The 23,966-nt window shown below is 72.8% G+C and carries 22 protein-coding genes and 1 pseudogene; 9 read left to right on the forward strand and 14 right to left on the reverse strand.

Annotated elements, in window-relative coordinates:
• The 7 genes from Q8R60_05585 to Q8R60_05615 form a co-directional block, all read right to left on the reverse strand.
• Complete coding sequence (locus Q8R60_05585; GenBank protein ID MDP3711940.1) at window positions 1–1,518, reverse strand: aldehyde dehydrogenase family protein; 1,518 nt, start codon at window positions 1,516–1,518, stop codon at window positions 1–3.
• 138 nt (window positions 1,519–1,656) lie between these two features.
• Window positions 1,657–2,886: a transcriptional regulator gene (locus tag Q8R60_05590; GenBank protein ID MDP3711941.1), complete on the reverse strand. Its 1,230-nt coding sequence runs from the start codon at window positions 2,884–2,886 to the stop codon at window positions 1,657–1,659.
• Between the two features lie 204 nt (window positions 2,887–3,090).
• The gene (locus Q8R60_05595; GenBank protein ID MDP3711942.1) at window positions 3,091–3,270 is read right to left on the reverse strand and encodes a hypothetical protein; all 180 of its coding nucleotides are present in this window, start codon (window positions 3,268–3,270) and stop codon (window positions 3,091–3,093) included.
• A gap of 301 nt (window positions 3,271–3,571) precedes the next feature.
• Window positions 3,572–3,847: a DUF3817 domain-containing protein gene (locus Q8R60_05600; GenBank protein ID MDP3711943.1), complete on the reverse strand. Its 276-nt coding sequence runs from the start codon at window positions 3,845–3,847 to the stop codon at window positions 3,572–3,574.
• Window positions 3,844–4,278: a cupin domain-containing protein gene (locus Q8R60_05605; GenBank protein MDP3711944.1), complete on the reverse strand. Its 435-nt coding sequence runs from the start codon at window positions 4,276–4,278 to the stop codon at window positions 3,844–3,846. The genes Q8R60_05600 and Q8R60_05605 overlap by 4 nt, the downstream gene beginning before the upstream one ends.
• The gene (gene meaB, locus Q8R60_05610) at window positions 4,275–5,234 is read right to left on the reverse strand and encodes a methylmalonyl Co-A mutase-associated GTPase MeaB (protein MDP3711945.1); all 960 of its coding nucleotides are present in this window, start codon (window positions 5,232–5,234) and stop codon (window positions 4,275–4,277) included. The genes Q8R60_05605 and meaB overlap by 4 nt, the downstream gene beginning before the upstream one ends.
• Before the next feature lie 3 nt (window positions 5,235–5,237).
• Entirely contained in the window at window positions 5,238–6,440 is a 1,203-nt protein-coding gene (locus tag Q8R60_05615) for an acetyl-CoA C-acetyltransferase (GenBank protein MDP3711946.1), read from the reverse strand.
• Window positions 6,441–6,541: 101 nt separating this feature from the next.
• Here Q8R60_05615 and mce point away from each other — a divergent pair, with 101 nt between their 5' ends.
• The 7 genes from mce to Q8R60_05650 all read left to right on the forward strand — a co-directional run bounded on the left by mce (window position 6,542) and on the right by Q8R60_05650 (window position 16,065).
• Entirely contained in the window at window positions 6,542–6,964 is a 423-nt protein-coding gene (gene mce, locus Q8R60_05620; GenBank protein ID MDP3711947.1) for a methylmalonyl-CoA epimerase, read from the forward strand.
• A 168-nt stretch (window positions 6,965–7,132) separates the two neighbouring features.
• Window positions 7,133–8,293, forward strand: coding sequence for a hypothetical protein (locus Q8R60_05625; GenBank protein MDP3711948.1), 1,161 nt, complete (start codon window positions 7,133–7,135; stop codon window positions 8,291–8,293).
• A gap of 19 nt (window positions 8,294–8,312) precedes the next feature.
• Window positions 8,313–9,566, forward strand: coding sequence for a hypothetical protein (locus Q8R60_05630; protein ID MDP3711949.1), 1,254 nt, complete (start codon window positions 8,313–8,315; stop codon window positions 9,564–9,566).
• Between the two features lie 40 nt (window positions 9,567–9,606).
• Entirely contained in the window at window positions 9,607–12,459 is a 2,853-nt protein-coding gene (locus Q8R60_05635; GenBank protein ID MDP3711950.1) for a hypothetical protein, read from the forward strand.
• Window positions 12,460–12,498: 39 nt separating this feature from the next.
• Window positions 12,499–13,836, forward strand: coding sequence for a crotonyl-CoA carboxylase/reductase (gene ccrA / locus Q8R60_05640; GenBank protein MDP3711951.1), 1,338 nt, complete (start codon window positions 12,499–12,501; stop codon window positions 13,834–13,836).
• Between the two features lie 40 nt (window positions 13,837–13,876).
• Window positions 13,877–14,782: a DivIVA domain-containing protein gene (locus tag Q8R60_05645; GenBank protein MDP3711952.1), complete on the forward strand. Its 906-nt coding sequence runs from the start codon at window positions 13,877–13,879 to the stop codon at window positions 14,780–14,782.
• On the forward strand, window positions 14,779–16,065 hold the full coding sequence (locus tag Q8R60_05650) for an AI-2E family transporter (GenBank protein MDP3711953.1): 1,287 nt from the start codon (window positions 14,779–14,781) through the stop codon (window positions 16,063–16,065). The genes Q8R60_05645 and Q8R60_05650 overlap by 4 nt, the downstream gene beginning before the upstream one ends.
• A 135-nt stretch (window positions 16,066–16,200) precedes the next feature.
• Here the strand turns inward: Q8R60_05650 and Q8R60_05655 are convergent, their stop codons facing one another.
• From Q8R60_05655 to Q8R60_05675, 5 genes and pseudogenes are all read right to left on the reverse strand, one after another.
• Window positions 16,201–16,977, reverse strand: coding sequence for an alpha/beta hydrolase (locus Q8R60_05655; protein ID MDP3711954.1), 777 nt, complete (start codon window positions 16,975–16,977; stop codon window positions 16,201–16,203).
• Window positions 16,974–17,735: an SDR family NAD(P)-dependent oxidoreductase gene (locus tag Q8R60_05660; protein MDP3711955.1), complete on the reverse strand. Its 762-nt coding sequence runs from the start codon at window positions 17,733–17,735 to the stop codon at window positions 16,974–16,976. The genes Q8R60_05655 and Q8R60_05660 overlap by 4 nt, the downstream gene beginning before the upstream one ends.
• 51 nt (window positions 17,736–17,786) lie before the next feature.
• A complete protein-coding gene (locus tag Q8R60_05665; GenBank protein ID MDP3711956.1) occupies window positions 17,787–18,032 on the reverse strand; it encodes a hypothetical protein in 246 nt (81 codons plus the stop codon).
• Window positions 18,033–18,073: 41 nt separating this feature from the next.
• Window positions 18,074–18,916 carry a 3-hydroxybutyryl-CoA dehydrogenase gene (locus Q8R60_05670; protein ID MDP3711957.1) on the reverse strand — a complete coding sequence of 281 codons (843 nt, stop codon included), beginning with the start codon at window positions 18,914–18,916 and terminating at the stop codon, window positions 18,074–18,076.
• Between the two features lie 87 nt (window positions 18,917–19,003).
• Window positions 19,004–19,855: pseudogene (locus Q8R60_05675) on the reverse strand (3-hydroxybutyryl-CoA dehydrogenase).
• A 45-nt stretch (window positions 19,856–19,900) separates the two neighbouring features.
• Here Q8R60_05675 and Q8R60_05680 point away from each other — a divergent pair.
• Entirely contained in the window at window positions 19,901–20,698 is a 798-nt protein-coding gene (locus tag Q8R60_05680) for a GAF and ANTAR domain-containing protein (GenBank protein MDP3711958.1), read from the forward strand.
• Window positions 20,699–20,773: 75 nt separating this feature from the next.
• The gene (locus Q8R60_05685; GenBank protein MDP3711959.1) at window positions 20,774–21,082 is read left to right on the forward strand and encodes an STAS domain-containing protein; all 309 of its coding nucleotides are present in this window, start codon (window positions 20,774–20,776) and stop codon (window positions 21,080–21,082) included.
• A 13-nt stretch (window positions 21,083–21,095) separates the two neighbouring features.
• Here the strand turns inward: Q8R60_05685 and Q8R60_05690 are convergent, their stop codons facing one another.
• Window positions 21,096–22,448 carry a metallopeptidase TldD-related protein gene (locus tag Q8R60_05690; GenBank protein MDP3711960.1) on the reverse strand — a complete coding sequence of 451 codons (1,353 nt, stop codon included), beginning with the start codon at window positions 22,446–22,448 and terminating at the stop codon, window positions 21,096–21,098.
• A complete protein-coding gene (locus tag Q8R60_05695; protein MDP3711961.1) occupies window positions 22,445–23,959 on the reverse strand; it encodes a TldD/PmbA family protein in 1,515 nt (504 codons plus the stop codon). Before Q8R60_05695 ends, Q8R60_05690 begins: the two co-directional genes overlap by 4 nt.
• Window positions 23,960–23,966 lie beyond the last annotated feature (7 nt).

Consider the following 23,966-nt stretch of genomic DNA (forward strand, 5'->3'; position numbering starts at 1 on the left):
TTAGAAGAAGCCCATGGGCTTCGGGTCGTAGGACACCAGCATGTTCTTGGTCTGCTGGTAGTGGTCGAGCATCATCTTGTGGTTCTCGCGGCCGATGCCGGACTGCTTGTAGCCACCGAAGGCCGCGTGCGCGGGGTAGAGGTGGTAGCAGTTGGTCCAGACGCGACCGGCCTGGATGCCGCGGCCCATCCGGTAGGCCGTCCCCTGGTCGCGGGTCCACACGCCGGAGCCGAGGCCGTAGAGCGTCTGGTTGGCGATGGCGAGCGCGTCGGCCTCGTCGGAGAAGGTCGTGACGGCGAGGACCGGGCCGAAGATCTCCTCCTGGAAGATGCGCATGTCGTTCTTGCCGCGGAAGACCGTGGGCTGCACGTAGTAGCCGCCCTCGAGACCGGGCTCGACACGACGGTCGCCGCCGATGAGCAGGTCGGCTCCCTCGGCCTTGCCGATGTCGAGGTAGGACAGGATCTTCTCGAGCTGGTCGTTGCTGGCCTGCGCGCCGATCATCACCGTCGGGTCGAGCGGGTTGCCGACCTTGATGCGCGAGACACGCTCGATGGCCTTCTCGATGAACTCGTCGTAGATCGACTCGGCGATGAGGGCGCGCGACGGGCAGGTGCAGATCTCGCCCTGGTTGAGGGCGAACATCGTGAAGCCCTCGAGCGCCTTGTCGAGGAAGTCGTCCTCCTGCTCCATGACGTCGGCGAAGAAGACGTTGGGGCTCTTGCCGCCGAGCTCGAGGGTGACCGGGATGATGTTGCCGCTGGCGTACTGCATGATCAGCCGCCCGGTCGTCGTCTCGCCGGTGAAGGCGATCTTCGCGATCTTCGACGACGACGCGAGCGGCTTGCCGGCTTCGACGCCGAAGCCGTTGACGACGTTGAGGACGCCCGGCGGGAGCAGGTCGGCGATGAGCTTGACGACCTCGAGGATGCTGACGGGCGTCTGCTCGGCCGGCTTGAGGACGACGCAGTTGCCGGCCGCGAGCGCGGGCGCGAGCTTCCAGACCGCCATGAGGATCGGGAAGTTCCACGGGATGATCTGGCCGACGACGCCGAGCGGCTCGTGGAAGTGGTACGCCACGGTCTCGTTGTCGATCTGGCTGGACGTGCCCTCCTGCGTCCGGATCGCCGCCGCGAAGTAGCGGAAGTGGTCGATCGCGAGCGGCAGGTCGGCGGCGAGGGTCTCGCGCACGGCCTTGCCGTTCTCCCAGCACTCGAGGACGGCCAGCTTCTCGAGGCTGGCCTCCATGCGGTCCGCGATCTGCTCGAGGATCCGCGCGCGGGCGGTCGTCGACGTCCGCCCCCAGGCCGGTGCCGCGCGGTGTGCCGCGTCGAGCGCCTTGTCGACGTCGACGGCCTGCGACCGGGCGACGTCGCAGAAGACCTTGCCGGTGACCGGCGTGACGTTCTCGAAGTACTCGCCCCCCGCCGGCGCCACCCAGTCGCCGTCGATGAAGTTGTCGTAGCGGGCGTCGAACGACGCGATCGCACCTTCTGTGCCGGGCTGCGCGTAGACCACTGCGTGCTCCTCTTCGACCGCACGCCGCCCCTGTGCGGCGTGACCGTCGCCACACTGCGCCGCCATGGTTGGAAGGGGGTTGGGCCGAGGCGTACGCCGCGACGCGGCCGCCGGCTCACGACCCGTCGGCGGCGCCGCTCAGCTGCGCTCGGCCCGCTGCAGCCGGGCCTGCGCCCAGCCGGTGCGCGGGTCACCGACCGGCACCGCCGCCGCCGCGGCCTGCTGCACCTCGAGGTCGTAGGGCAGGGCATCGGCAAGGCGCAGCAGGGCGTCGGCGTCGCCGGTGCGCAGGACGCTGTCGCGCACGGCCACGTCGACGACGTCGCGCCACTCCCGCACTCCCGGAGCCTCGCTCGTGGGCAGCAGCGGGCCGCGGTAGAGGCCGGCCACGCGCAGGGCGTCACCGCTGCGGACCGCGTCGAGCAGCTCGACGACGTCGACGGAGGCGTCGACCTCGAGGCGGTAGCGGCGGCGCGCGATGCCCCCGTCGAGCAGCGCGCGCAGGTGGGAGACGTCGGCCTTGGTGGTGACGAGCGAGACCGCGTCCTCACCGTGCAGCTTGTCGTGCAGCTGCTCCGGGGTCAGGCCCTCGGGGTGCAGGGCGAGCAGGGCGAGCACCTCGGCCTGCCGCAGTGCGACGGGCAGCACGATGCCGCCACGCTGGAGGTCGGGGGTGCCGAGCAGCTGGACCTGCCACGGCCGGGGCGCGGCCGCGACCGTCTCGCGGGCGCCCGCGTCGAGGACCGCCTGGGCCGCCATCGCCAGCGCGCGCACCGCCGCGAGGGCCATCGGGTGCGCGCGGTCCCAGGTGCTGGACAGGTCGAGGACGCCGAGCGACCGGCCGGTCGCGGGGTCGCGCAGCGGCGCGGCGAAGCAGCACCAGCCGTGCACCATCTCGGCGTAGTGCTCCGCGCTGAAGACCTGTGCCGGCTTGCCGGTGTCGAGCGCCAGCGCGAGCGCGTTGGTGCCGACGCTGGCCTCGTCCCAGCGACCGCCCGGCGCGAAGTTGACGCCCTCCGCGCGGCGGCGCATGTGGCGACCGCCGGCGGTCCAGACCAGCCGGCCGGCGTCGTCCATGACGGCCGCGACGAAGCCGCGGTCCTCGGCGAGCTCGACCAGCTCGTCCTCGACGGCCTCGATCGCCGGACGCAGCGGGCTGTCGCGCCACAGCTGCACCGGGTCGGTCGTCTCGTCGACGGGCGCGGCGGCCAGGTGCACGCTCGCGGACGTGCTCGAGCGGTCCCAGGAGTCACGGACCTGCTCGGCGACCTCGACGGGAACGCGCTCGGTGGCACCGCCTCCGGAGAAGCGGGCCCGCCACAGCGCCTCGGCACGTCGCCGCTGGTCCGCGAGCCGCGACGACGCCATCTGCGCTCCAGGTCCGAGAGGGTCCTTCGGACTGTAGGCGCAACACGGCCGAAGCGCATCGGGACCTTCGTCCCGACCGCAGGGCTGGGCCGCACACGCCAGCGGCACCGTCGGACGAGGGGTCCGAACGGTGCCGCTGGGTGAGTGTGCGAGCGACCGCTGTGGTGGTGCCGTGTGGTCAGCCGCGCGCGGGAGTCCCTGCGATCAGGGGGTGTCGACGCACTGCGCGACCGGGACGGTCGTGTCCTGCACCGTGACACTGCCGTCGACGCAGATCGAGCCGGCCGCGTTGGCACCCGGGGCGGCGAGGACGGCGACGGCGCCGGCAGCGGCAGCGGCAGCGGCAGCGGCAGCGGCGACGCTGAGAGCGGGGATGCGCTTCAAGGGAGCTCCTTGTGAGAGGGGCGACCGGCCCTCGTCGGCCGGTCTGACCCTCACAACGCGGGGGGTTCGCAAGCCTCGCGTGCATTCTGAACGTCCCTGCGGAGCAAGGTCTTTGTGCCGTTCGGGCCACCCCCCCCTGCTGCGGGGGCGGCGGCTGGGCGCGTCTCGGTCAGGAGGGGTCACCAGAGCGACCACGCTGACCCGAGACAGCGGGCGTCCGCCGGGGCCACCCGCGTCTCGGTCAGGAGGGGTCACCAGAGCGACCACTGTGACCCGAGACAGCGGTCAGGCGGGCAGGCGGTCAGGCGGTGGCGCGGACCGGGTCGGGGGTGGCGTGGACGGCGAAGTGGGCGCCCGGGGAGCCGACCGTGAGCATCAACGCGGTGAACCGCCACGACCAGCCGATCCGGCCGCGGGCCTCCAGGACCAGCACGACCAGCGCCAGGAAGAGCACGCCGTGCAGCGGCCCCATCACCGGCACGAGGTCGGTGTCCGTCGTCCGCTTGAGGACGCTGCAGACGAGCAGCACCGCGAACGACAGCGACTCCAGCAGTGCCACTGCACGCAAGGCCTTCACAGGGTTTCCTCCAGCTCGAAGTCGTCGAAGTCGAAGCCCGGTGACACGACGCAGGCCACCAGGGAGTACGTCGTACCTGCCGGTCGTGCGGCCTGCCACTCGGAGGGGGCGACCAGGTGCTGCAACGCGTGCCCGGCGGACGGGTCCGGCCCGACCACCACCTCGGAGGCGAGCGACGGCGACGCGCCGAGCCCGCCGAGCGACAGCACCAGCGGGCCACCGCCCTGCCACAGCCACAGCTCGCCGGAGCGCACCCGGTGCCAGCGCGAGGACTGCCCCGGCTCGAGCAGGAACAGGATGGCGGTTGCGAGCGACCGCTCGCCGGCAGCGGTCGTCACCGACGAGGGCACCCGCCAGGTCTCGCGGTAGTAGCCGCCCTCCGGGTGCGGGGCGAGCCCGAGCTCGTCGACCAGAGACGCCCGGGCGCTCACCGCGACGCCACCAGCTCGTCGGCAGCGGCGTAGGGGTCGAGCACCCCGGCGACGACCCGCTCGGCCAGGGCGGTCAGCGCAGGGCCGGAGCGCAGGTCGACGCGTAGCGAGGTGAGCGCGATCGCCTCGACCTCGTCGCACGCCCGCGCGACCCTGCGCTGCTCGAGCTGCCCGGTCGCGGCGAGCCAGGCGCCGTGCTGCTCGATCGCCTCGACGACCTCGTCGGCGCCCTCGCCCTTGGCCGCGACCGTCTTGACGATCGGCACCTTCCAGCCGCCGTCGGCACGGCGGTCGCCGAGCGAGAGCATGTTGCGCAGGTCCCGCACGACGGTGTCCGCGCCCTCGCGGTCGGCCTTGTTGACGACGAAGACGTCGGCGACCTCGAGGATGCCGGCCTTGGCGGCCTGGATGCCGTCGCCCATCCCGGGGGCGAGCAGCACCAGCGTCGTGTCGGCGAGCGCGGCGACCTCCACCTCGGCCTGTCCAACCCCGACGGTCTCGACGAGCACGACGTCGCAGCCCGCGGCCGACAGGACCCGCAGGGCCTGGGGCGTCGACCACGACAGCCCGCCGAGGTGTCCGCGCGAGGCCATCGAGCGGATGAAGACGCCGTCGTCGGTCGCGTGGTCCTGCATCCGCACCCGGTCACCGAGCAGCGCGCCGCCGGAGAAGGGCGAGGAGGGGTCGACCGCGAGCACCCCGACCTTCAGGCCACGCCGGCGGTACGCCGCGACGAGCGCGTTGGTGGACGTGCTCTTGCCGACGCCGGGCGAGCCGGTGAGCCCGACCACGCGCGCGGCGCGGCCCTTCGGTGCGAGCAGTCGCATGACCTCGCGCAGGGCGGGCGAGGCGTCCTCGACGAGGCTGATCAGCCGGGCGACGGCACGCGCCTCACCGGCCTCGGCGCGAGCGACGAGGTCGGGGACGTCTGGGGTCCCCCGGGAGGCGCGGGCCAGGACTCAGCTCTTCGGGACGGTGAGGAGCAGCGCGTCGCCCTGACCGCCGCCACCGCACAGCGCGGCCGCACCGAGGCCGCCACCGCGGCGCTTGAGCTCGTGGGCGAGGTGGAGCACGACGCGGGCGCCGGAGGCACCGATCGGGTGGCCGAGCGCGATGGCGCCACCGTTGACGTTGACCTTGTCGGCGTCGACGCCGAGCGCGCGGGTCGAGGCGATGCCGACCGCGGCGAAGGCCTCGTTGAGCTCGAACAGGTCGATGTCCTCCACCGACACGCCCTGCTTGGCGACCGCCGCGCGGATGGCGTTGGCGGGCTGCTCCTGCAGGGAGTTGTCCGGGCCGGCGACGACGCCGTGGGCGCCGATCTCGGCGAGCCAGGTGAGGCCGAGCGACTCCGCCTTGGCCTTGCTCATGACCACCACGGCGGCCGCGCCGTCGGAGATCTGCGAGGCGTTGCCGGCAGTGAGGGTGCCGTCCTTCACGAAGGCCGGCTTGAGGGCGCCGAGCGACTCGGCGGTCGTGCCCGGGCGCACGCCCTCGTCCTCGGTGACGAGGATCGGGTCGCCCTTGCGCTGCGGGATCGACACCGGGACGATCTCCTCGGCGAAGCGGCCGTCCTTGATGGCGGCGGCGGCGAGCTCGTGGGAGCGCGCGGCGAACTCGTCCTGCTCCTCGCGGGTCTGCGGGGCGAAGTTCTTCGCCGTGCCCTCGGTGGCCTCGCCCATCGGAACGCGGTCGAAGGCGTCGAACAGCCCGTCGTGGAAGGTCACGTCGAGGATCTCGGCGTTGCCGTAGCGGTAGCCGCCGCGGGCCTTCGGCAGGAGGTACGGCGCCTGGGTCATCGACTCCATGCCACCGGCGACGACGACCTCGAACTCGCCCGCACGGATGAGCTGGTCGGCGAGCGCGATCGCGTCGAGGCCGGACAGGCAGACCTTGTTGATGGTGAGCGACGGGACGCTCATCGGGATGCCGCCCTTGACCGCGGCCTGGCGCGCGGTCATCTGGCCCTGGCCGGCCTGCAGCACCTGGCCCATGATCACGTAGTCGACCTGGTCGCCGCTGACGCCGGCCTTCTCCAGGGCGCCCTTGATGGCGATGCCGCCGAGGTCCATGGCGGTGAAGTCCTTGAGCGCCCCCGACAGCTTGCCGATCGGGGTGCGGGCGCCCGCGACGATGACGGACGGGTTGTCGGTGCGGGCCACGAGGGGACCTCCTGCGTAGGGGTGAGCGTGCCAGCGGGAACAGCCCTGCAACGATAGGTCCGACCCACTCACCGCTGGAACACCGGGAGCCTGTCGTGCGCATCACAGCCATCGACCACGTCGGGATCGCCGTCGCCGACCTCGACGAGGCCATCGCGCTCTACGAGAAGGCCTACGGCATGACCTGCGTGCACACCGAGGTCAACGCCGAGCAGGGCGTGCGCGAGGCGATGATGGCCGTGGGCGACTCCGGCAGCTTCATCCAGCTGCTCGCCCCCCTCGACCCCGACACGACGATCGGGCGCTTCCTCGCCAAGAGCGGCCCCGGCATCCAGCAGATGGCCTACCGCGTCGAGGACCTCGACGCGGCCTCCGCCCACCTGCGCGAGCAGGGCATGCGACTGCTGTACGACGAGCCGCGCACCGGCACCGCGGGCTCGCGCGTCAACTTCATCCACCCGAAGAGCTCCGGCGGCGTGCTGGTCGAGCTCGTCGAGCCCGGGCCCGACGGCATGGGCCACTAGCACGGGACGTCCTCCAGCGGGAGCGTCCTCGACGTACCCCTGTGTCCTGTTCGTGACGGTCCGGGTGCTTCGCTGGGCAAACTCGTCACACGGTCGGGCAGGAACCCGCGGCGGCGGGGCGAAGTAGGTCGCAACGTCCTCGCCCCCGTCCGACCCGGAGCCCCTGTGATGCGTCGTCTGCCCCTGATCGCCATGACCATGGCCCTGCTCGGCGGGCTCGTCCCCGGCGTGCTGATGACCGCCCAGGCCGGGCCGACCGTGCCGCTCGTCGGCGGGTTCACGAGTCCCAACGTCGAGTACGTCGGCCTGGTCCCGTTCGAGGTCGGCACCGCGACCGGCGCCAACCTTTTCAAGCGCGAAGGCAAGGACTACCTGCTCGTCACGTCCTGGAAGTCGTTCTCCATCTACGACATCAGCGACCCCGTGGCCCCGACGCTGATCGGCACGCCCGTGCCGTTCGGCTTCAAGTTCGAGAACGAGGACGTGGCCACCAACGGCCGCATCATGATCTTCAGCGAGGAGCTGCCCGGCGACGTCCTGCACGTCTGGGACATCCAGTCGCTGGAGAACCCCCGCGAGATCGCGACCGTCGACGGGCTCGGCGGCCACACCGCGAGTTGCATCCTGGACTGCAAGTACGTCATCTCCAGCGACGGCCACATCATCGACCTCCGGCGGCCCGACCAGCCCAAGGAGATCGGCGACTGGCGCACCGGGATGCCCGGCAAGAGCCCGCACGACGTCTCCGAGGTCGCGCCCGGCCTGGTGCTCACGAGCACCCGTCCGACGATGCTGCTCGACTTCAACGCCAACCCCACCAAGCCCAAGCTCCTCGCCGTCGGTGACGAGACCGAGTTCGTCCACTCCAACAAGTGGCCGCGCAAGGCCAAGGACCGCTGGGCGCTCGTCGGCGGCGAGACCGTCCTCACCGGCGCGCAGTTCTGCACCGAGGACTCCGCGACCTTCAACGTCGTCGACACCCTGAACTGGAAGAAGACCAAGAAGTTCAAGACGGTCGACAAGTACGAGTTCAAGAACGGCGTGTACGTCGACGGCAACCCGGCCGTGGGTGCCTTCGGCTGCTCACCGCACTGGTTCGAGACCCACCCGACCTGGAAGGACGGTGGCGTCCTGGCGCTCGGCTCCTACGAGGCCGGCACCCGCTTCCTGACCGTCGCGAAGAAGACCGGCAAGATCAAGGAGGTGGGCTGGTTCGTGCCCGCCGCCGGCGCGACCTCGGCCGCCTACTGGCGCACCAACGAGATCGTCTACAACATCGACTACCAGCGCGGCATCGACATCCTGCGCTACACGGGCCCGCTGGGCTGACGCCCGGACGACAGGCACCGTGACCTCCCGCCGCCGCCTGCTGGCGGTCGCCCTCGCGGCGACCGCCGGCTTCGGCGTGTGCGTCGCGGTGCCGGCCGGCGCCCACAACCCGCGCAACACGCCGTCCGGGGCGCCGCGGATGGACCTCGAGGTCATGGTCACGCCCGAGCTCCAGGGCCGGATCACCCCCGGGGGCACCGACCCCCTGGTGTCGGTCGACGGCTTCGGCAACCGCTTCGCCGTGGCTCGCAAGGAGGACGCGCAGACCGTCGTCGGCGTCGACCAGCGCGCCCGCACCGCGACCCGCACCGCCGCCTGGGCCTGGACCTCCGACGACGACGGCCTCACCTGGCGCAACCTCGACACCGTGACCCGCGGCCTCGACGGCCTGGTGCCGCAGGGCCTCGGACGCGACCTGGCCTCGGCCGGGCCGCTGACCCTCGTCGCCGAGACCTACGCCGCAAGCGTGCTCGTCAAGCGCGTGACCGCCACCGGCAAGGGCCGTCTCGTCGAGCAGCTGCCCGCGCTCGTGCCGGTCGCCGCGGGCGCGACCGGCACGCCCTCGGTCGCGACCAACGGCCTGCAGGCGGCCCTGGCGGTGCCGGCGCTGGACGGCAGCACCGCCACCTTCCACTCCGCCGACGCGGGTGCCACCTGGACCGCCGGCCCGGCGCTCGACGGCAGCTGCGACGTCGCGGCCGACCCGCGCCCGACCACCCGTGCCTTCCACGCGGCCTGCGCCGTCGGCGAGCAGGTCGTGCTCGCCACGAGCCGCGACGGCGCCGGCACCTTCGGCGCGCCCCGGGCGCTCGCGGCCGTGGACCGTCGCGGCAGCGGGGCGGTGGCGAGCGCCGAGGTCGGCCCCGACGGCACGCCCTTCGTGCTGTCCGGCCTGAGGCTGACCCGCCTGGTCAAGGGCCGCGTGATCACCCAGGACCTCCAATTGCTGCCGGGCGCCCACAGCGGCGCGTCCTTCGCGGTCTCCTCGAGGGGCCGGGTCGCGGCCGCGGTCTACCGCCAGGCAAGCGACGGCGCGGCCTGGCAGGTCATGACGGCGCTGTTCACCCCTGGCACGCGGCCCGCCTGGTACTCCTTCGCCGACCACGACCCGGTGACGCCGGCCGGCGCCGAGCCGCCGTCAGTGGCCACGTCGGTCGACACCGACCCGACCGGGCGGCTGCAGCTGGTGTGGGCGTCGACGTTCCTGCACAGCGAGGAGCTCGGCCGCCCGCTGCTGCGCAACGTCTTCACCGCCCGCTCGGTGACGACCTGAGCGAGCGGCGGGCGCTCGCACCGGTGACAGGATGAGGACCATGAGCAGCCGCTGGGCCGGTCGCTGGAGGATGGCTGCCGGAGCGCTGCTGTGCCTCGCGGTCGTCGGGCCGCTGACCCCCACGGCGTCGGGCGCCGACGCGCTGCCCCCGACCCGGTGCGCGGACCGCTCGGCGGTCACCCGGGTCGGCGACTGGGAGGCGGTCCGCTCGCCCGCCTTCACCACTCGCCCCGCCGGTCGCGGCCAGGCAGTCACCAACTTCGCCGTCCACGCGTCGCGCCCCGCGACCCGCTACGCCACGAACGGCACCAGCGTCGAGCGCACCGACGACGGCGGCTGCACCTGGCGCGAGGTCTACGCGCTGCCCGACGTGCCCAGCGAGGAGGACACTCTCGCGGTCGCGACCTCAGAGGTCGTGGAGCTGGTGGCGCCGCTCGACCCGCGGGCCCACGACCGCCTCGTGCTGCTGCTGCGCGACGGCAACGGCGGTCCGCGCGTCCTGGTCAGCGTCGACGGTGGCGTCGAGCCCTTCCGCGACCGCTCTGAGGGCCTGCCGCCGGTCGGCGCACCCACGGACCTGCTCGTCGCGGCCACCAACCCGGAGTTCCTTTTCCTCGGCGTGCGCGTCGTCCCCGGCGAGCCGGAGCCGGGCGGCTCGCCACTGCCGGTGCCCGTGCCGACCCTCCCCCCGCTGCCGGGCCTGCCAGGGTCGGACCCGGTCACTCCCGCTGCCACGGGCGGCCTCTGGGCCTCCGTCGACGGCGGCGTCACCTGGGAGGCGCGGATCGACCCTGCTGACCTCGAGGGCAGCACCCGCGGCATCGACCTGCTGGCCGGCCACCCGATCGCGCCCAACCGGCTGTGGGCCGTGAGCGACGGCGTCCTGCGCGCGTCCACCGACGGCGGCCGGACCTTCCGCGGCAAGGCTCCCAGCGAGGAGCAGCAGCGCGACCTGGACTGGGACGTCACCGCCATCGCCGCTGACGTGCTGTCGGCGAGCGCTGGGGACGGCGCCGGCCTCCTGGTGCTGCTGGCGTTCTCGCGGACCAGCGCCCAGGACGGCGGGCCCGTGTCGCTGACGAGCGTCGACGAGGGCGCCACCTTCGACCAGGTCCGTGCACCCGGCACCGTGGACGCGGTGGCGTCCTTCGTGCCGGGCACCGGCGCGTTCGCGGTCTCGACCCGTGCCGGCGAGTCCGGCCGGCCGACGGCCGCGGTCTACTCCGTGCGCCGAGGCGTCATCCAGAGCGTGACCGACGTGTCGCCCCCGGTGTCCGCGCCCTCGCTCGCCGTGACGACCGACCGCTCGCCGACACCGACCTTCCACGCGCGCACGGCGACCAGCCTGCTGCGCTACGTGGGTCCCGCGGCCGCGATCCCGCCGCAGCTGCCCCCGGTCATCGGTGGCTCGCAGCTCGACGCGCTGTCACCGCTGGGCGAGGCCGTCGTCGCCCCGGACCGCGACGTCGTCGAGCTCGAGGTCGGACAGAGCGTCACCGTCCCGCACGCGCTCACCACGCCTCGCCGGCTCACCCCGCTCGACCTCTACGTGCTCCTCGACACCAGCGAGTCGATGGCCGACGACCTCGACACCGTGCGTCGAGACCTCGAGGGCCTCGTCGCGGGGCTGCGCGCGCGCGGCCTCGACCTCTCGGTGGGCCTCGGGGAGTTCAAGGGCGGCGAGTCCAGCGTCGTCTATCGCCGCGTCGTCGGCGTCGGCCCGAACACCCGGGCGTTCACGGCCGGGCTCGGCACCCTCGTCGCGGACGGCTTCGGGCTCGAGGCCCAGCTCATCGCCCTCGAGCAGGCGCTCGACGGCCGGGGCGAGACGGCTGCCGACCTGCTGCCGGCCGAGTGCAAGCTCACCGTCGCCGACCCTGACCGGTTCGTCACCGAGGAGCGGCGGACCGCCCCGCCCGTCGTCGGGGGCCAGGCTGCCGACTTCCGACGCGGCTCGGTGCCGGTCGTGCTGATGGTGACCGACACCAACTTCCTGCGGCCCGCGGGCACGCCGCTCAAGCCCGACTGCTCCGTCGACGTCGAGAGCGTCGCCACCGCCTACTCCCGCGCCGGCGTGCACGTCGTCGGCCTCGGCGTCGACGACGTCGACAACGCCCCGCGCGCGGCGGACATGACCCAGCTCGCGGTCGCCACCGGTGCCATGCAGCCCCCTGGCCAGGCCTGCGCACCCAGCATCTCCGGCCGTCCCGGCGGCCCCGCCGTCTGCCGCCGGGCCGTCGACCTGACCCCCACCCTCGAGCGGCTGGCCGGTGCGAAGCGCGAGCTGGTCGACCTCGACGTCGTCGAGAGCTCCGGCAGCAGGGTCGTCGCGCAGGTCGCGAGCCGCGTGTCGCCCGTTGACCTACGCAGTCAGCAGACCGTCGCGCTGCCGATCACCTACAGCTGCGCCGACGTCGAGCCCGGCGACTACGCCGCAAACGTCGAGGTGCGGCTGGCCGGGGTGACGCTCACCGAGGTGCTCGCCAACGTCCGGTGCGTCCCGCCCGTCGCGCCGCTCGTGCCACCCGTCGTCGCCGTCGCCGCACCCCCGGTCGTCGGGCTGCTGCCACCGCCGGCCGCTGTCCCCCCGCCGCCCCCGCCGGCGCAGGTCGTGCAGCCGCAGGTGCAGACCCAGCCGCAGGCCAACCCGCAGGTGCAGTCCGGCGCGCAGGAGGACCAGCAGGAGCAGGTCGACCTGGCGCTCGCGCTGCAGGCCGGACCGCGCGCCGACGAGCAGACCGAGCTCGCGATGAGCGCCCGCGCTCCCGTCGTACCTGCCCCTGCCTTCGTCCTGGTCGTCGCCGCGTTGGCGTCGGGCGCGGCCGGGCTGCAGCTACGGCGCCAGCGGCGCGAGCGCGAGGCCCTGCTCGGGCGCCTGGTTACCGCTCGGTAGGCTTCCGTCGGACGCATCACCCGACCGGAAGGCCCCGCCGTGCAGGAGATCCTCGACGCCATCCAGTCCGGCGACCCCACCGCGGTCGCCGGCCTGTCCGTCCCCGAGTCCTACCGCGGCGTTGTCGTCCGCAAGGACGAGCAGGGGATGTTCGAGGGCGTCGCGACCCGTGACAAGGACCCGCGCAAGAGCCTGCACGTCGACACGGTCGCGACCCCGGAGCTCGGCCCCGGTGAGGCGATCGTCGCCGTGATGGCGTCCTCGGTGAACTTCAACACCGTCTGGACCTCGATCTTCGAGCCGGTCTCGACCTTCGGCTTCCTCGAGCGCTACGGCAAGCTCTCTGCGCTCACCAAGCGCCACGACCTGCCCTACCACGTGGTGGGCTCCGACCTGTCCGGCGTCGTGCTCGCGGTCGGCCCGGGAGTCACCAAGTGGAAGGCCGGCGACGTCGTCGTCGCGCACTGCCTGTCGGTCGAGCTCGAGGACCACCAGGGCCACGACGACTCGATGATGGACCCGCAGCAGCGGATCTGGGGCTTCGAGACCAACTTCGGCGGCCTGGCCGAGCTGGCTCTGGTCAAGGCCAACCAGCTGATGCCCAAGCCCGCCCACCTCACCTGGGAGGAGGCGGCGGCTCCCGGCCTCGTCAACTCCACCGCCTACCGCCAGCTCGTCAGCAAGAACGCCGGCCAGATGAAGCAGGGCGACAACGTCTTGGTCTGGGGCGCCTCGGGCGGCCTCGGCTCCTACGCCACGCAGTACGTCCTCAACGGCGGCGGCCAGCCCATCTGCGTCGTGAGCTCGCCGGAGAAGGCGGAGATCTGCCGGCGGATGGGCGCCGAGATGATCATCGACCGCAGCGCCGAGGACTACCGGTTCTGGAAGGACGAGCACAACCAGGACCCGAAGGAGTGGCAGCGCTTCGGCAAGAAGATCCGCGAGCTGACCGGCGGCGAGGACATCGACATCGTCTTCGAGCACCCGGGCCGCGAGACCTTCGGCGCCTCGGTCTACGTCACGCGCAAGGGCGGCGTCATCACGACCTGCGCCTCGACCAGCGGCTACATGCACCAGTACGACAACCGCTACCTCTGGATGAACCTCAAGCGGATCGTGTCGTCGCACTTCGCCAACTACCGCGAGTCGTGGGAGGCCAACCGCCTCATCGCGAAGGGCAAGATCCACCCGACGCTGTCGAAGACCTACGCGCTCGAGGACACCGGCCAGGCTGCGTACGACGTGCACAAGAACCTGCACCAGGGCAAGGTCGGCGTCCTGTGCCTCGCGCCGGAGGAGGGCCTGGGCGTCTCCCCCGAGGCTGCCGACTTCCGTGCGCAGCACCTGCAGGCCATCAACCGCTTCCGCGACGTCTGACCTGCGCGTCACGCGGGCTGTCATGGGGGAGGATGGCGGCATGAGCCGCGAGGAGACCCCCGACACCGAGGTCGTCCCCCTGCACGACGACAGCGCACCCACCGGCTTCGACGTGGTCCGGCGGGGCTACGACCGCCGGCAGGTCGACGACTACCTCGACCGCGTCGAGGTGGCGCTGTCCGATGCCGACGCCCGCCACGCGGCCGACGGCGAGCGGCTGGCCGTCCTCGAGCAGCAGTTGGCGGCGGTCCAGGCCCAGGTCGCCGACGCCGAGCGGCGCGCCTCCGGGCAGCCCGAGCCGGCCAGCCTGCTCGGCGAGCGGTTGGCGCAGATGCTGCGGCTGGCCGAGGAGGAGGCTGCCGAGATGCGGTCCTCCGCGGCCGCCGACGCCGCCGCCCTGCGCGAGTCCGCAGCCAAGGAGGTGGAGGTCCTGCTCACCGTCGCCAGGGACCGCGCGGCCGACGAGACCGCCGTCCAGCGGGCCGCGCTGTCGCACCGCGAGACCGAGCTCGAGCAGGCGCTGCGCACCGCCGACGAGGCCCGGCTCGAGGCGCAGCAGGACGCCGAGCAGGTCCGCGCGCGTGCCGGTCGCGACGCCATCGCCGCCCGGGAGGAGGGCGACGCGGCCCGCGCTGCGGCGATCGCCGACGGAGAGGCCACCCGTGACCGGCTGGTCGCGGAGGGCGAGGCCGCCCGCGAGCAGGCCCGCGCGCAGGCACAGGAGGAGTTCGAGCAGGCCCGCTCACAGACCCTCGCGGAGGCGACCCGGGTGCGGGAGGCCGCGCGCGACGAGGCCGCGGCGATGACGGCCGAGGCCCGCCGCCAGGTCGAGGAGCTGTCCCGTCAGCGTGACGCGATCTCGGCGCAGCTGCAGAGCCTGCGCGACACCGTCGCCGCCGCTGTCGGCCCGCTGTCGGCCCCGCCCGGGCCGCCCGGTCCCGCGTGAGCGACGAGCACGCACCCGACGAGGCGGTCGGGGACGCGCAGGACGCAGCCCGCGAGGCCCGGTCCGCCGAGGCCGGGGCGGTCGACGCGAAGGCGTCCGCGGAGCAGGCCCGTGACGCCTCCGTGCGCGCCGCCACCGGGGCGACCGAGGCGGCCGCGGTCGTTGCCCCCGACGACCCGCTGCTCGACACCGCCGTACGCCGGATCGAGGCGCAGGTCAGCGACGAGAAGCCCTTCGGTGAGCCCGGCCGCCCGATGTCGCGTCGCTCCCCCTTCCGCGTCGCCTTCACGGCGTCGCTCGGCGTGGCGCTGGCTTACGGCCTCGTGCAGGCGCTCGTCACGGTGCGCTCCGTGCTCATCCTGCTGCTGGTCAGCGGGTTCCTCGCGATCGGCCTCAACCCCACGGTCGAGTTCTTCGAGCGCCGCGGGATCGCCCGCGGACGCGCGGTGGGCATCGTGCTTGCGGGAGTGCTCGTCTTCTTCACGGCCTTCTTCGCCGCGATCGTGCCCCCGATCGTCGACCAGGCGGGGCAGTTCCGCGAGGCCGTCCCGGGCTACGTCCAGGACCTGCAGGACAACCGCCGCATCGCGGACCTCAACGAGCAGTACGGCTTCCTCGAGAAGGCCAAGGACCTCGCGAAGAACCCGGAGAAGCTCGCGCCCAGCGTGTTCGGCGGTGTCGTCGGCGTCGGCAAGGTCGTCTTCAGCGCGTTCTTCAGCGCGCTGACGGTCCTGATCCTCACGCTCTACTTCCTGTCGTCCCTGCCGTCGATAAAGCAGAGCGCCTACCGCATGGTGCCGCGTTCGCGTCGCGCCCGCGTCGGTCTGCTCACCGACGAGATCCTCAGCCGGGTAGGAGGTTATGTCGCCGGCGCGCTGACGATCGGTGCCATCGCGGGCGTCACGACGTTCGTCTTCTGCATGGCCTTCGGGATCCCTTATCCGGTGGCGCTGGCCATGGTCGTGGCCGTCACCGACCTCGTCCCGCTGATCGGCGCCACCATCGGCGCAGCCGTCGTGACGCTGGTGGCCTTCTTCGTCTCCGTCGAGGTCGGACTCATCGCCCTCGTCTACTACCTCGTCTACCAGCAGGTCGAGAACTACGTCCTCTACCCGCGCATCATGAAGCGGTCCGTCGACGTCTCCCCCGCGGCGACCGTGGTGGCCGTGCTCATCGGCGGCTCGTTGCTCGGCGTGCTCGGGGCGCTACTGGCGATCCCGATCGCCGCCGCGGTGCAGCTGGTGCTGCAGCAGGTCGTCGCGCCCCGCCAGGACGACCACTAGCAGGTACGCCGCCAGCGCGCCCAGCGTGCCACCTGCCACCTGCCACCTGCCAGATCATCAGGGGATCTGCACGCGACACGCCGGTGTGTCGCGTGCAGACCACCTGTTGATCACGGGGCGGGCGGGGCGCTCGGGTCAGAGGTCGGCGAGGAAGCGGGAGACCGCGAGGTTGAAGGTGTCCGGCACCTCGACGGCGGTCAGGTGACCCGAGCCGGGCAGCACGGCGAGCCGGCCCTGCGGCAGCGCGTCGACCATCGCCTGCGCGTCCTCGGCGCTGGACAGCTCGTCCTCGTCACCGACGACGACCAGCGCGGGCACGTCGGCGGAACGCAGCACGTCGAGAGAGTCCGGGCGCGCGGCCATCGCCCGCTGGGCCCAGGCGACGGCCGGCGGCGGCGCCGACTGGACCAGTCCCTTGACCCGGCCGACGACGTGCGGGCGTGACGTCACCGAGGTCGCGCCGAGCAGCTTCGGCAGCACCTCCTCGACGAGCACGCCCGTGCCGTCAGCGACCACGGCGTCGGCGATCCGCAGCCGGTTGGCCCGGGCTGCCTCGGGGTCGGCCGTCGCCTTGGTGTCGGCGAGCACGAGCGCCTCGACCCGCTCCGGGTAGGAGCGCAGCAGCGCCATCGCGATGTAGCCGCCCATCGACAGCCCACCGAGCACGACCCGGTCGAGGCCGAGCCGGTCGAGCAGCGCCACGACGTCGTCGGCGCTGCGGTCGAGGGACGGCTCGTCGAAGCCCAGTGGCGAGCCGCCGAACCCGCGCAGGTCCGGCGTGACGACCCGGGCCAGCGACGACAGGTGCTCGCGCTGTGCGAGCCACATCGCCGACGACAGCGGGAAGGCGTGCAGCAGCACCAGCGGCCGGCCGCTGCCGACCTCGCGCGAGACCAGCTCGACGGCGCTCATCCGGCCGTCTGCCCGCCGTCGACGACCAGGCACTGGCCGGTGACGTAGGACGACGCGTCGCTCGCGAGGAAGACCGTCGGCCCCACCATCTCCTCGACCTCGGCCCAGCGCTGCAGGCCTTGCCGCTCCACCCAGCTCGCGCCCGCGTCAGGCCCGCCCCACAGGTCGCGGTTGAGGTCGGTGCGGGTCCAGCCGGGGCACAGCGCGTTGACCCGCACCCCCGACGGCCCCCACTCGAACGACAGCGTCCGGGTGAGCGAGATGACCGCCGCCTTCGACGCGCCGTAGGCCGCCATCATCGGTGTGCCGCCGAGCCCCGCGACGGAGGCGACGTTGACGACCGAGCCCTTCCCCCGCGCGGTCATGTGGGCGCCCGCAGCCTGCGACAGGTGGACGATCGAGTCGACGTTGAGCCGCATCGTCTTCTCCCAGCCGGAGAAGCGCAGGTCCGACACCGGCCCGAAGAACGACGAACCGCCCGCGTTGTTGACGAGCACGTCGAGCTGGCCCAGCCCCTCCACCGCGTCGGCGATGAGCCGACGACAGGCGTCGGCGTCGGTCACGTCGGCGGGCAGCACGACCGCGCGGCGGCCGAGCACGCCGATCTCCTTGGCGAGCGACTCGAGAAGGGCCTCGTCGCGGGCCGAGACGGCGACGTCGGCGCCCGCATGGGCCAGACCCAGGGCGAGCGCGCGCCCGATGCCGCGCGAGGCCCCGGTGACGAGCGCGGTGCGCCCGGTCAGGTCGAACGACGTCATGCGGTCTCCTCGTAGCTGCGCGGCAGCGGGCGTTGTCCCACGCCCCGGACCCTAACGGGGCCGGCGCCGGTCGCGCGCGGCCCAGCAGGGGGTGTGCCAGTGCCGACGCAGGTCGGGCTGCCCCTCCGGCCAGGCGACGACGTGCGGTGTGCGGGCAGCGACCTCGTGGTCGCAGCCCGGGCAGCGGTAGGTCTTGTCCGTCGCCGCACCCGAGAGCGACCGCACGACCCAGCCGTCCTCGACCCGCTCGCCGGCGGGCAGGCCGACGACGGGGTCGCCGCTGCGCAGCTCCTGCATCGCCCGGCAGCGCTGCTGGGAGCGCCGCGAGCCGCGGGGCACTAGCTCTTGGCGTAGTCGCGGAAGCCGCGGCCAGTCTTGCGCCCGAGGTAGCCGGCCTTCACGAGGTGCTCGAGCATCGGCGCGGGCGCGTAGCCCGGCTCGCGGAACTCGCCGTAGAGGGTCTTCTGGATCGCCAGCGTCACGTCGAGTCCGACCACGTCCATCAGCGCGAACGGGCCCATCGGGTGGCCGCAGCCCTTGGTCATCGCGAAGTCGATGTCGTCGATGGTCGCGTAGTGCGCCTCGAGCATCTTCACCGCGTCGTTGAGGTAGGGGAACAGCAGCGCGTTGACGATGAAGCCGGCGCGGTCGCCGCAGAGCACCGGGTGCTTGCCGGTGGCGGCGCACACCTCGCGGATCGTCGCGACGACGTCGGGGGCGGTGGTCACCGTCGGCACGATCTCGACGAGCTTCATGACGGTGGCGGGGTTGAACCAGTGCATGCCGACGACGTCCTGCGGACGGCTGGTCGCGGTCGCGCACTCGATGACCGGCAGCGACGAGGTGGTGGTCGCGAGGATCGCGCCGGGCTTGAGGACGTCGTCGAGTGCGCCGAACAGCGCCTTCTTGATCGCGAGGTCCTCGACGACGGCCTCGATGACGAGGTCGCAGTCGCGCAGGTCGTCGAGCTCGGTCGTGCCGGTGATGCGCCCGAGCGCCGCACCACGGGCGTCCTCGGACAGCTTGCCGCGCTGGACGGCCTTGTCGAGCGAGGACTCGATCTTCTTGCGGACGGCGGCGACCTTGTCCTCACCGCGGGCCCGGAAGACGACGTCGTAGCCGCTCTTCGCGCAGACCTCGACGATGCCGCTGGCCATCGTGCCGGTGCCGATCACGCCGATCGTGCGGACCTCGCGCGGCGCGGCACCGGTGGCCGCGCCACCGGGGGTCTCGGCGTCGGCGACGACGACGGGCGAGTCGGCGGCCTCGTAGGTGTAGAAGCCGCGCCCGCTCTTGCGGCCGAGCAGGCCGGCGGTGACGTACTGCTTGAGCAGCGGCGCGGGGGCGTGCAGGTGGTCGCGCGACTGCCGGTACATCGTCTCGAGGATCTCGTAGGCGCTGTCGAGGCCGATGAGGTCGAGCAGCGCGAGCGGGCCCATCGGGTGGCCGCAGCCGAACCGCATGGCGGCGTCGATGTCCTCGCGGGTCGCGTAGCGCGACTCATACATCCGGACGGCGTTGTTGAGGTAGCCGAACAGCAGCGCGTTGGCGATGAAGCCGGCGCGGTCGCCGGCGGTGACGCCGGTCTTGCCGGCGGCGGCCACGAGGGCCTCGACGTCCTCGACGACGGAGGGGTCGGTGACGACGGTGCGGACGACCTCGACGAGCTCCATGACGGGAGCGGGGTTGAACCAGTGCAGCCCGACGACCTTGGAGGGCCGGTTGGTCGAGGTGGCGAGCTCGGTCACCGACAGCGCGGAGGTGTTGGTGGCGAGCACCGCGTCCTCGCCGAGCAGCTCGTCGAGCCGGGCGAAGAGCTCCTTCTTGAGGTCCATGTGCTCCGGGACCGCCTCGACGACGAGCTCGCAGTCCTTGAGCGCGGTCAGGTCGGTGCCCGTGCTGATCCGGCCGAGCAGCGCCTCGACGTCGGCCTCGGTGAGCTTGCCGCGCTTCACCGCCCGGGCCGTCGAGCTCTGCAGGTGACCCTGGGCGCGGATGACGCCGGCGTCGTCGTGCTCGACGCCCACGACCTCGACGCCGGAGCGGGCCAGCACCTCGGCGATGCCCGCACCCATCGTGCCCAGACCGACGACCCCGACCTTGCGGAACTCACGCGCCACGACTGCTCCCTGCTCCAGAGTGTTACCGCCCAGTATCCTCACGCCGTGAGAGTCGACCCGACGGGGGGTGACACGGTGACGACGACCGACCGGAGCCCCAGCGACGCCACCAGCGAGCTCGTGGACGCCCTGAGGGAGCGCACCGAGGAGCAGCCCGAGGAGCTGGCGGCCGCGCTGGTCGAGCTCTCCGAGATGCTGCTGGACAGCGAGCCGCTCCACGCCACGCTGCAGCGGGTCGCGGAGCTCGCCGTGACCGCCGTGCCCGGGTGCACAGCCGCGGGCGTGACGCTGATCCGGGGGACCCAACCGGTCACCGCCGCGGCGACCGACGAGCTCACCCTCACCGTCGACGCCCGGCAGTACGCCGCCGACGAGGGCCCGTGCCTCGATGCCGCTCGCCACCGGCGCGTCAACCGCGTCGACCTCGAGGAGGCCGACCAGCGCTGGCCGGACTTCGCAGCCAGCGCCCGTGAGGTCGGCATCCGCTCCTACCTCGCGGCCCCGCTCGTCGTCCGCGACACCTCGATCGGCTCCCTCAACCTCTACAGCTCGTCGCACGACGGCTTCGACGCCCTCGACGACGCGCTGGTCTCGCTGTTCTGCGCCCAGGCCTCCATCGCGCTGGCCAATGCCCAGCTTTACGACCGCACCGCCAGCCTCGCCGAGCAGCTGCGCACGGCGATGGCCAGCCGAGCCCTCATCGAGCAGGCCAAGGGAGTCCTCATGGCCCAGCACCGGGTCGACGCCGACGCCGCCTTCGCCCTGCTGCGGGACCGGTCGCAGCACGCCAACCGCAAGCTGCGCGACGTGGCGCAGCAGGTCGTCGACGACGTGATGATCTAAAGTCCTCTCCGGAGGGTTGAGACCACAGCCGACCGCAGGAGACCGCCGTTGGGGCAGGTCCCGGGGAGGCTGTCCGTGGACGGTGTGCTGGAGGTCGTGCTGACGACCTCGGGCCGCACGGCGTTCCTGCGGCTCAGCGGTGAGCTCGACCTTGCGACGGCACCGGGACTTCACCGGCGACTCGCGACGCTGCCGGACACGGTCGAGACCGTCGACGTCCAGGCCGCCGAGCTCACCTTCCTCGACCTCGCCGGCCTCGACGTGCTGCTCGACCTCGCAACCAGGCTGCGCACCGACGGGGGTGCTCTCGTCGTACGCGCTCCGAGCCCTCCCGTGCGACGCCTGCTGGGGCTGCTGGCCGACCCGCTGCCGGTCAAGGGCTAGCGACCCGGCGGACTCACGAGGCCTGGCTGACCGAGCTCATGTTGAAGTCCGGCACTCGCAGCGCGGGCATCCGGGTCCAGGTGAAGTAGTCGCTCCACTCGCGCGGCAGCGTCGAGCCCGACACTCCGACCTCCACGACCCGACCGAGCAGCCCGATCGGCGACTCGTTCCAGCGGAAGTTGCTGCAGGTGCCGACAACCTCGCCGTCCTCGACGACGTAGACCCCGTCGCGGGTGAGGCCGGTGAGCAGCAGGGTCTCCGGGTCGACGACCCGGATGTACCACAGGCAGGTGAGCAGCAGGCCGCGCTGCGTGCTCGCCACCATGTCGTCGAGGGTCGCGCTGCCGCCACCGTCGACGACGAGGTTGTCGACGTAGGGCGTCATCGGGACGCCCCGCTGCTCTGCGGTGGAGCGGGTCTCGACGAGCGCGTCGAGCCGACCGTCGGAGACCCAGGACGTCGCGGGCAGGTCGAGGCCGTTGTCGAACACGCTGCCCATCGCGCTCGACCCGTGCGCCACCGCCCAGGGGCGGACGCCGAGGGCGGGATCGCGCGGGTCCGAGCGGACCGAGAAGCCCTGCGGCGCAAGGACTTCTCCGACCCGGGTGCCCCCGGGCCTGGAGTAGACGGTGCGACCCTCGGCGGCATCACGGCCGCTCGCCGTCCAGTGCGCGTAGACCAGCAGGTCGGCGACCGCGCTCGGCGGCAGCAGCACCTCGTGACGGCCTGCGGGCACGTCGACCCAGCGCTCGGTCCAGCCCAGCCGCCGCCGGAGCTCACCGTCGTGGGCTGCCACGGAGACGTCGCTCCAGTCGCGGGTGTGCTGACCGACCCAGGAGGAGCCACCGCGGCGGTCGTTCTTGGCGGTGAGCTCGACGTAGCCGCGCGGCTGCACGTGCCGACGACGCAACCCGGTCGACGAGCCGAGCCAGGTGGTGGTGACGTCATGCGTGGCGTAGCCGTAGTGGCGGATGCCGTCGGAGTCGCCGGCGGCGAAGGCCTCACCGAGCCCGCGCGCCAGGCCCTCGAAGACCGCGACAGTGGTGACCGCGGCGGGGTCGCTGAAGCCCGCGTCCGCGTCGCCAGTCACGAGGGGGCCAGCGTCCTGCGCGGGCCCCGCCTCGCGGGCCGCGGCCTCGCTGGCCCGCACCAGCCCTTCGAGGTCGTCGAGCACGGATGCCGACCGGGTGCCGACCTGGTCGCCGACGACGCTGATGACCGTCACCGAGCGCTCGTTGCGGGAGCCGTTGGTGGTCAGCGTCGAACCGGCCCAGCGCAGGTCGACGGTGCTCGACTCCTCGACGAGCACGACGCACCCGTCGGCCCTGGACAGCGCGAGCGCCCGCTCGACGACGTCGGCGCTCATCGCCCGGCCTCCCTGACGGTGTTGAGGATGGTGACCCCGCGAAACACCGCGGCCGGGCAGCCGTGGCTGACGGCCGCGGTCTGCGAGGGCTGCGCCTTGCCGCAGTTGAAGGCGCCGCCGAGGACGTAGGTCTGCGGCCCGCCGATCGCCTCCATGGAGCCCCAGAACTCCGTCGTGACGGCTTGGTAGGCCACGTCGCGCAGCTGCCCCACGATCCGGCCGGACCTGATCTCGTAGAACCGCTGCCCGGTGAACTGGAAGTTGTAGCGCTGCATGTCGATCGACCAGCTCTTGTCGCCGACGACGTAGATGCCGCGCTCGACGCCCGCGATCAGCTCCTCGGTGCTCGGCCCACCCGCGAGCGGCTGCAGGGAGACGTTGGGCATCCGCTGCACCGGCACCCGGTGCGGCCCGTCGGCGTACGCGCAGCCGTTGCTTCGTCCGAACCCGTTCTGCTTCGCCATCCTGCGGTCGAGCTGGTATCCGACCAGGGTGCCGTCACGCACGATGTCCCACTGCTGCGCGGCGACGCCCTCGTCGTCCCAGCCGACGGTCGACAGGCCGTGCGGGGTGTGGCGGTCGCCGGTGACGTGCATCAGGTCGGTGCCGTAGCGCAGCGTCCCGAGCTGGTCGAGGGTGGCGAAGCTCGTGCCGGCGTAGGCCGCCTCGTAGCCCAGCGCGCGGTCGAGCTCCGTCGCGTGGCCGATCGACTCGTGGATGGTGAGCCACAGGTTGCTCGGGTCGATGACGAGGTCGTAGCGGCCCGGCTCGACGCTGCTCGCCTTCGCCTTCTGCACCAGGTCGTCGGGCATCTGCGCGAGTTCGGACGCCCAGTCGTAGGCGCCGTCGGTGAGGTACTCCCAGCCGCGGCCCACCGGGGCGGCGAGCGTCCGCATGGTCTCGAAGCCACCCCCGGGGTCGACCCGGGTGCCGGTGACCTGAGGCTGCAGGCGCACCCGCTGCTGCGTCGTGCGGGTGCCCGCCGAGTCGGCGTAGAAGACGTTCTCCATCGCCTGCTGGAGGCTGACGTCGACGTGGTCGACCTCGTCGCTGGCCAGCAGCCGCTGCGACCACTGCTCGAACAGCGCGACCTTGTCGGCGGGTGGCACGGCGAAGGGATCGACGGAGTACGCCGACACCCACTCGCCGACATGGACCGGCTCGTCGGCGAGCTTGACCGGCTCGCGGTTGAGCGGGCGGGCGACCCGGGCGACGTCGACGGCCGTGCGGGCGAGGCGGACCGCCTCGTCAGGTGTCACGTCCGGCGAGGAGGCGAAGCCCCAGGTGCCGTCGTGCACGACACGCACGGCGAGCCCGAGGGTGACGTCGTCACCGAGGCGTTCGAGGCGGCCGTCGCGCAGGCTGAGGTCCTGGCCGCGCAGCCGGTGGACGCGGACATCGGCGTGGGTGGCACCGGCATCGCGGGCCGCCTGCAGGGCGGCGTCGGCAGCCTGCTGCAGGGGCAGGGCGGTGAAGGTCGGGTCGACCGTCCGGTCGGTGGGCGCTGTCACCCGCCGA

The organism is Mycobacteriales bacterium (assembly GCA_030697205.1).
In the GTDB taxonomy this organism is placed as follows: domain Bacteria; phylum Actinomycetota; class Actinomycetes; order Mycobacteriales; family SCTD01; genus JAUYQP01.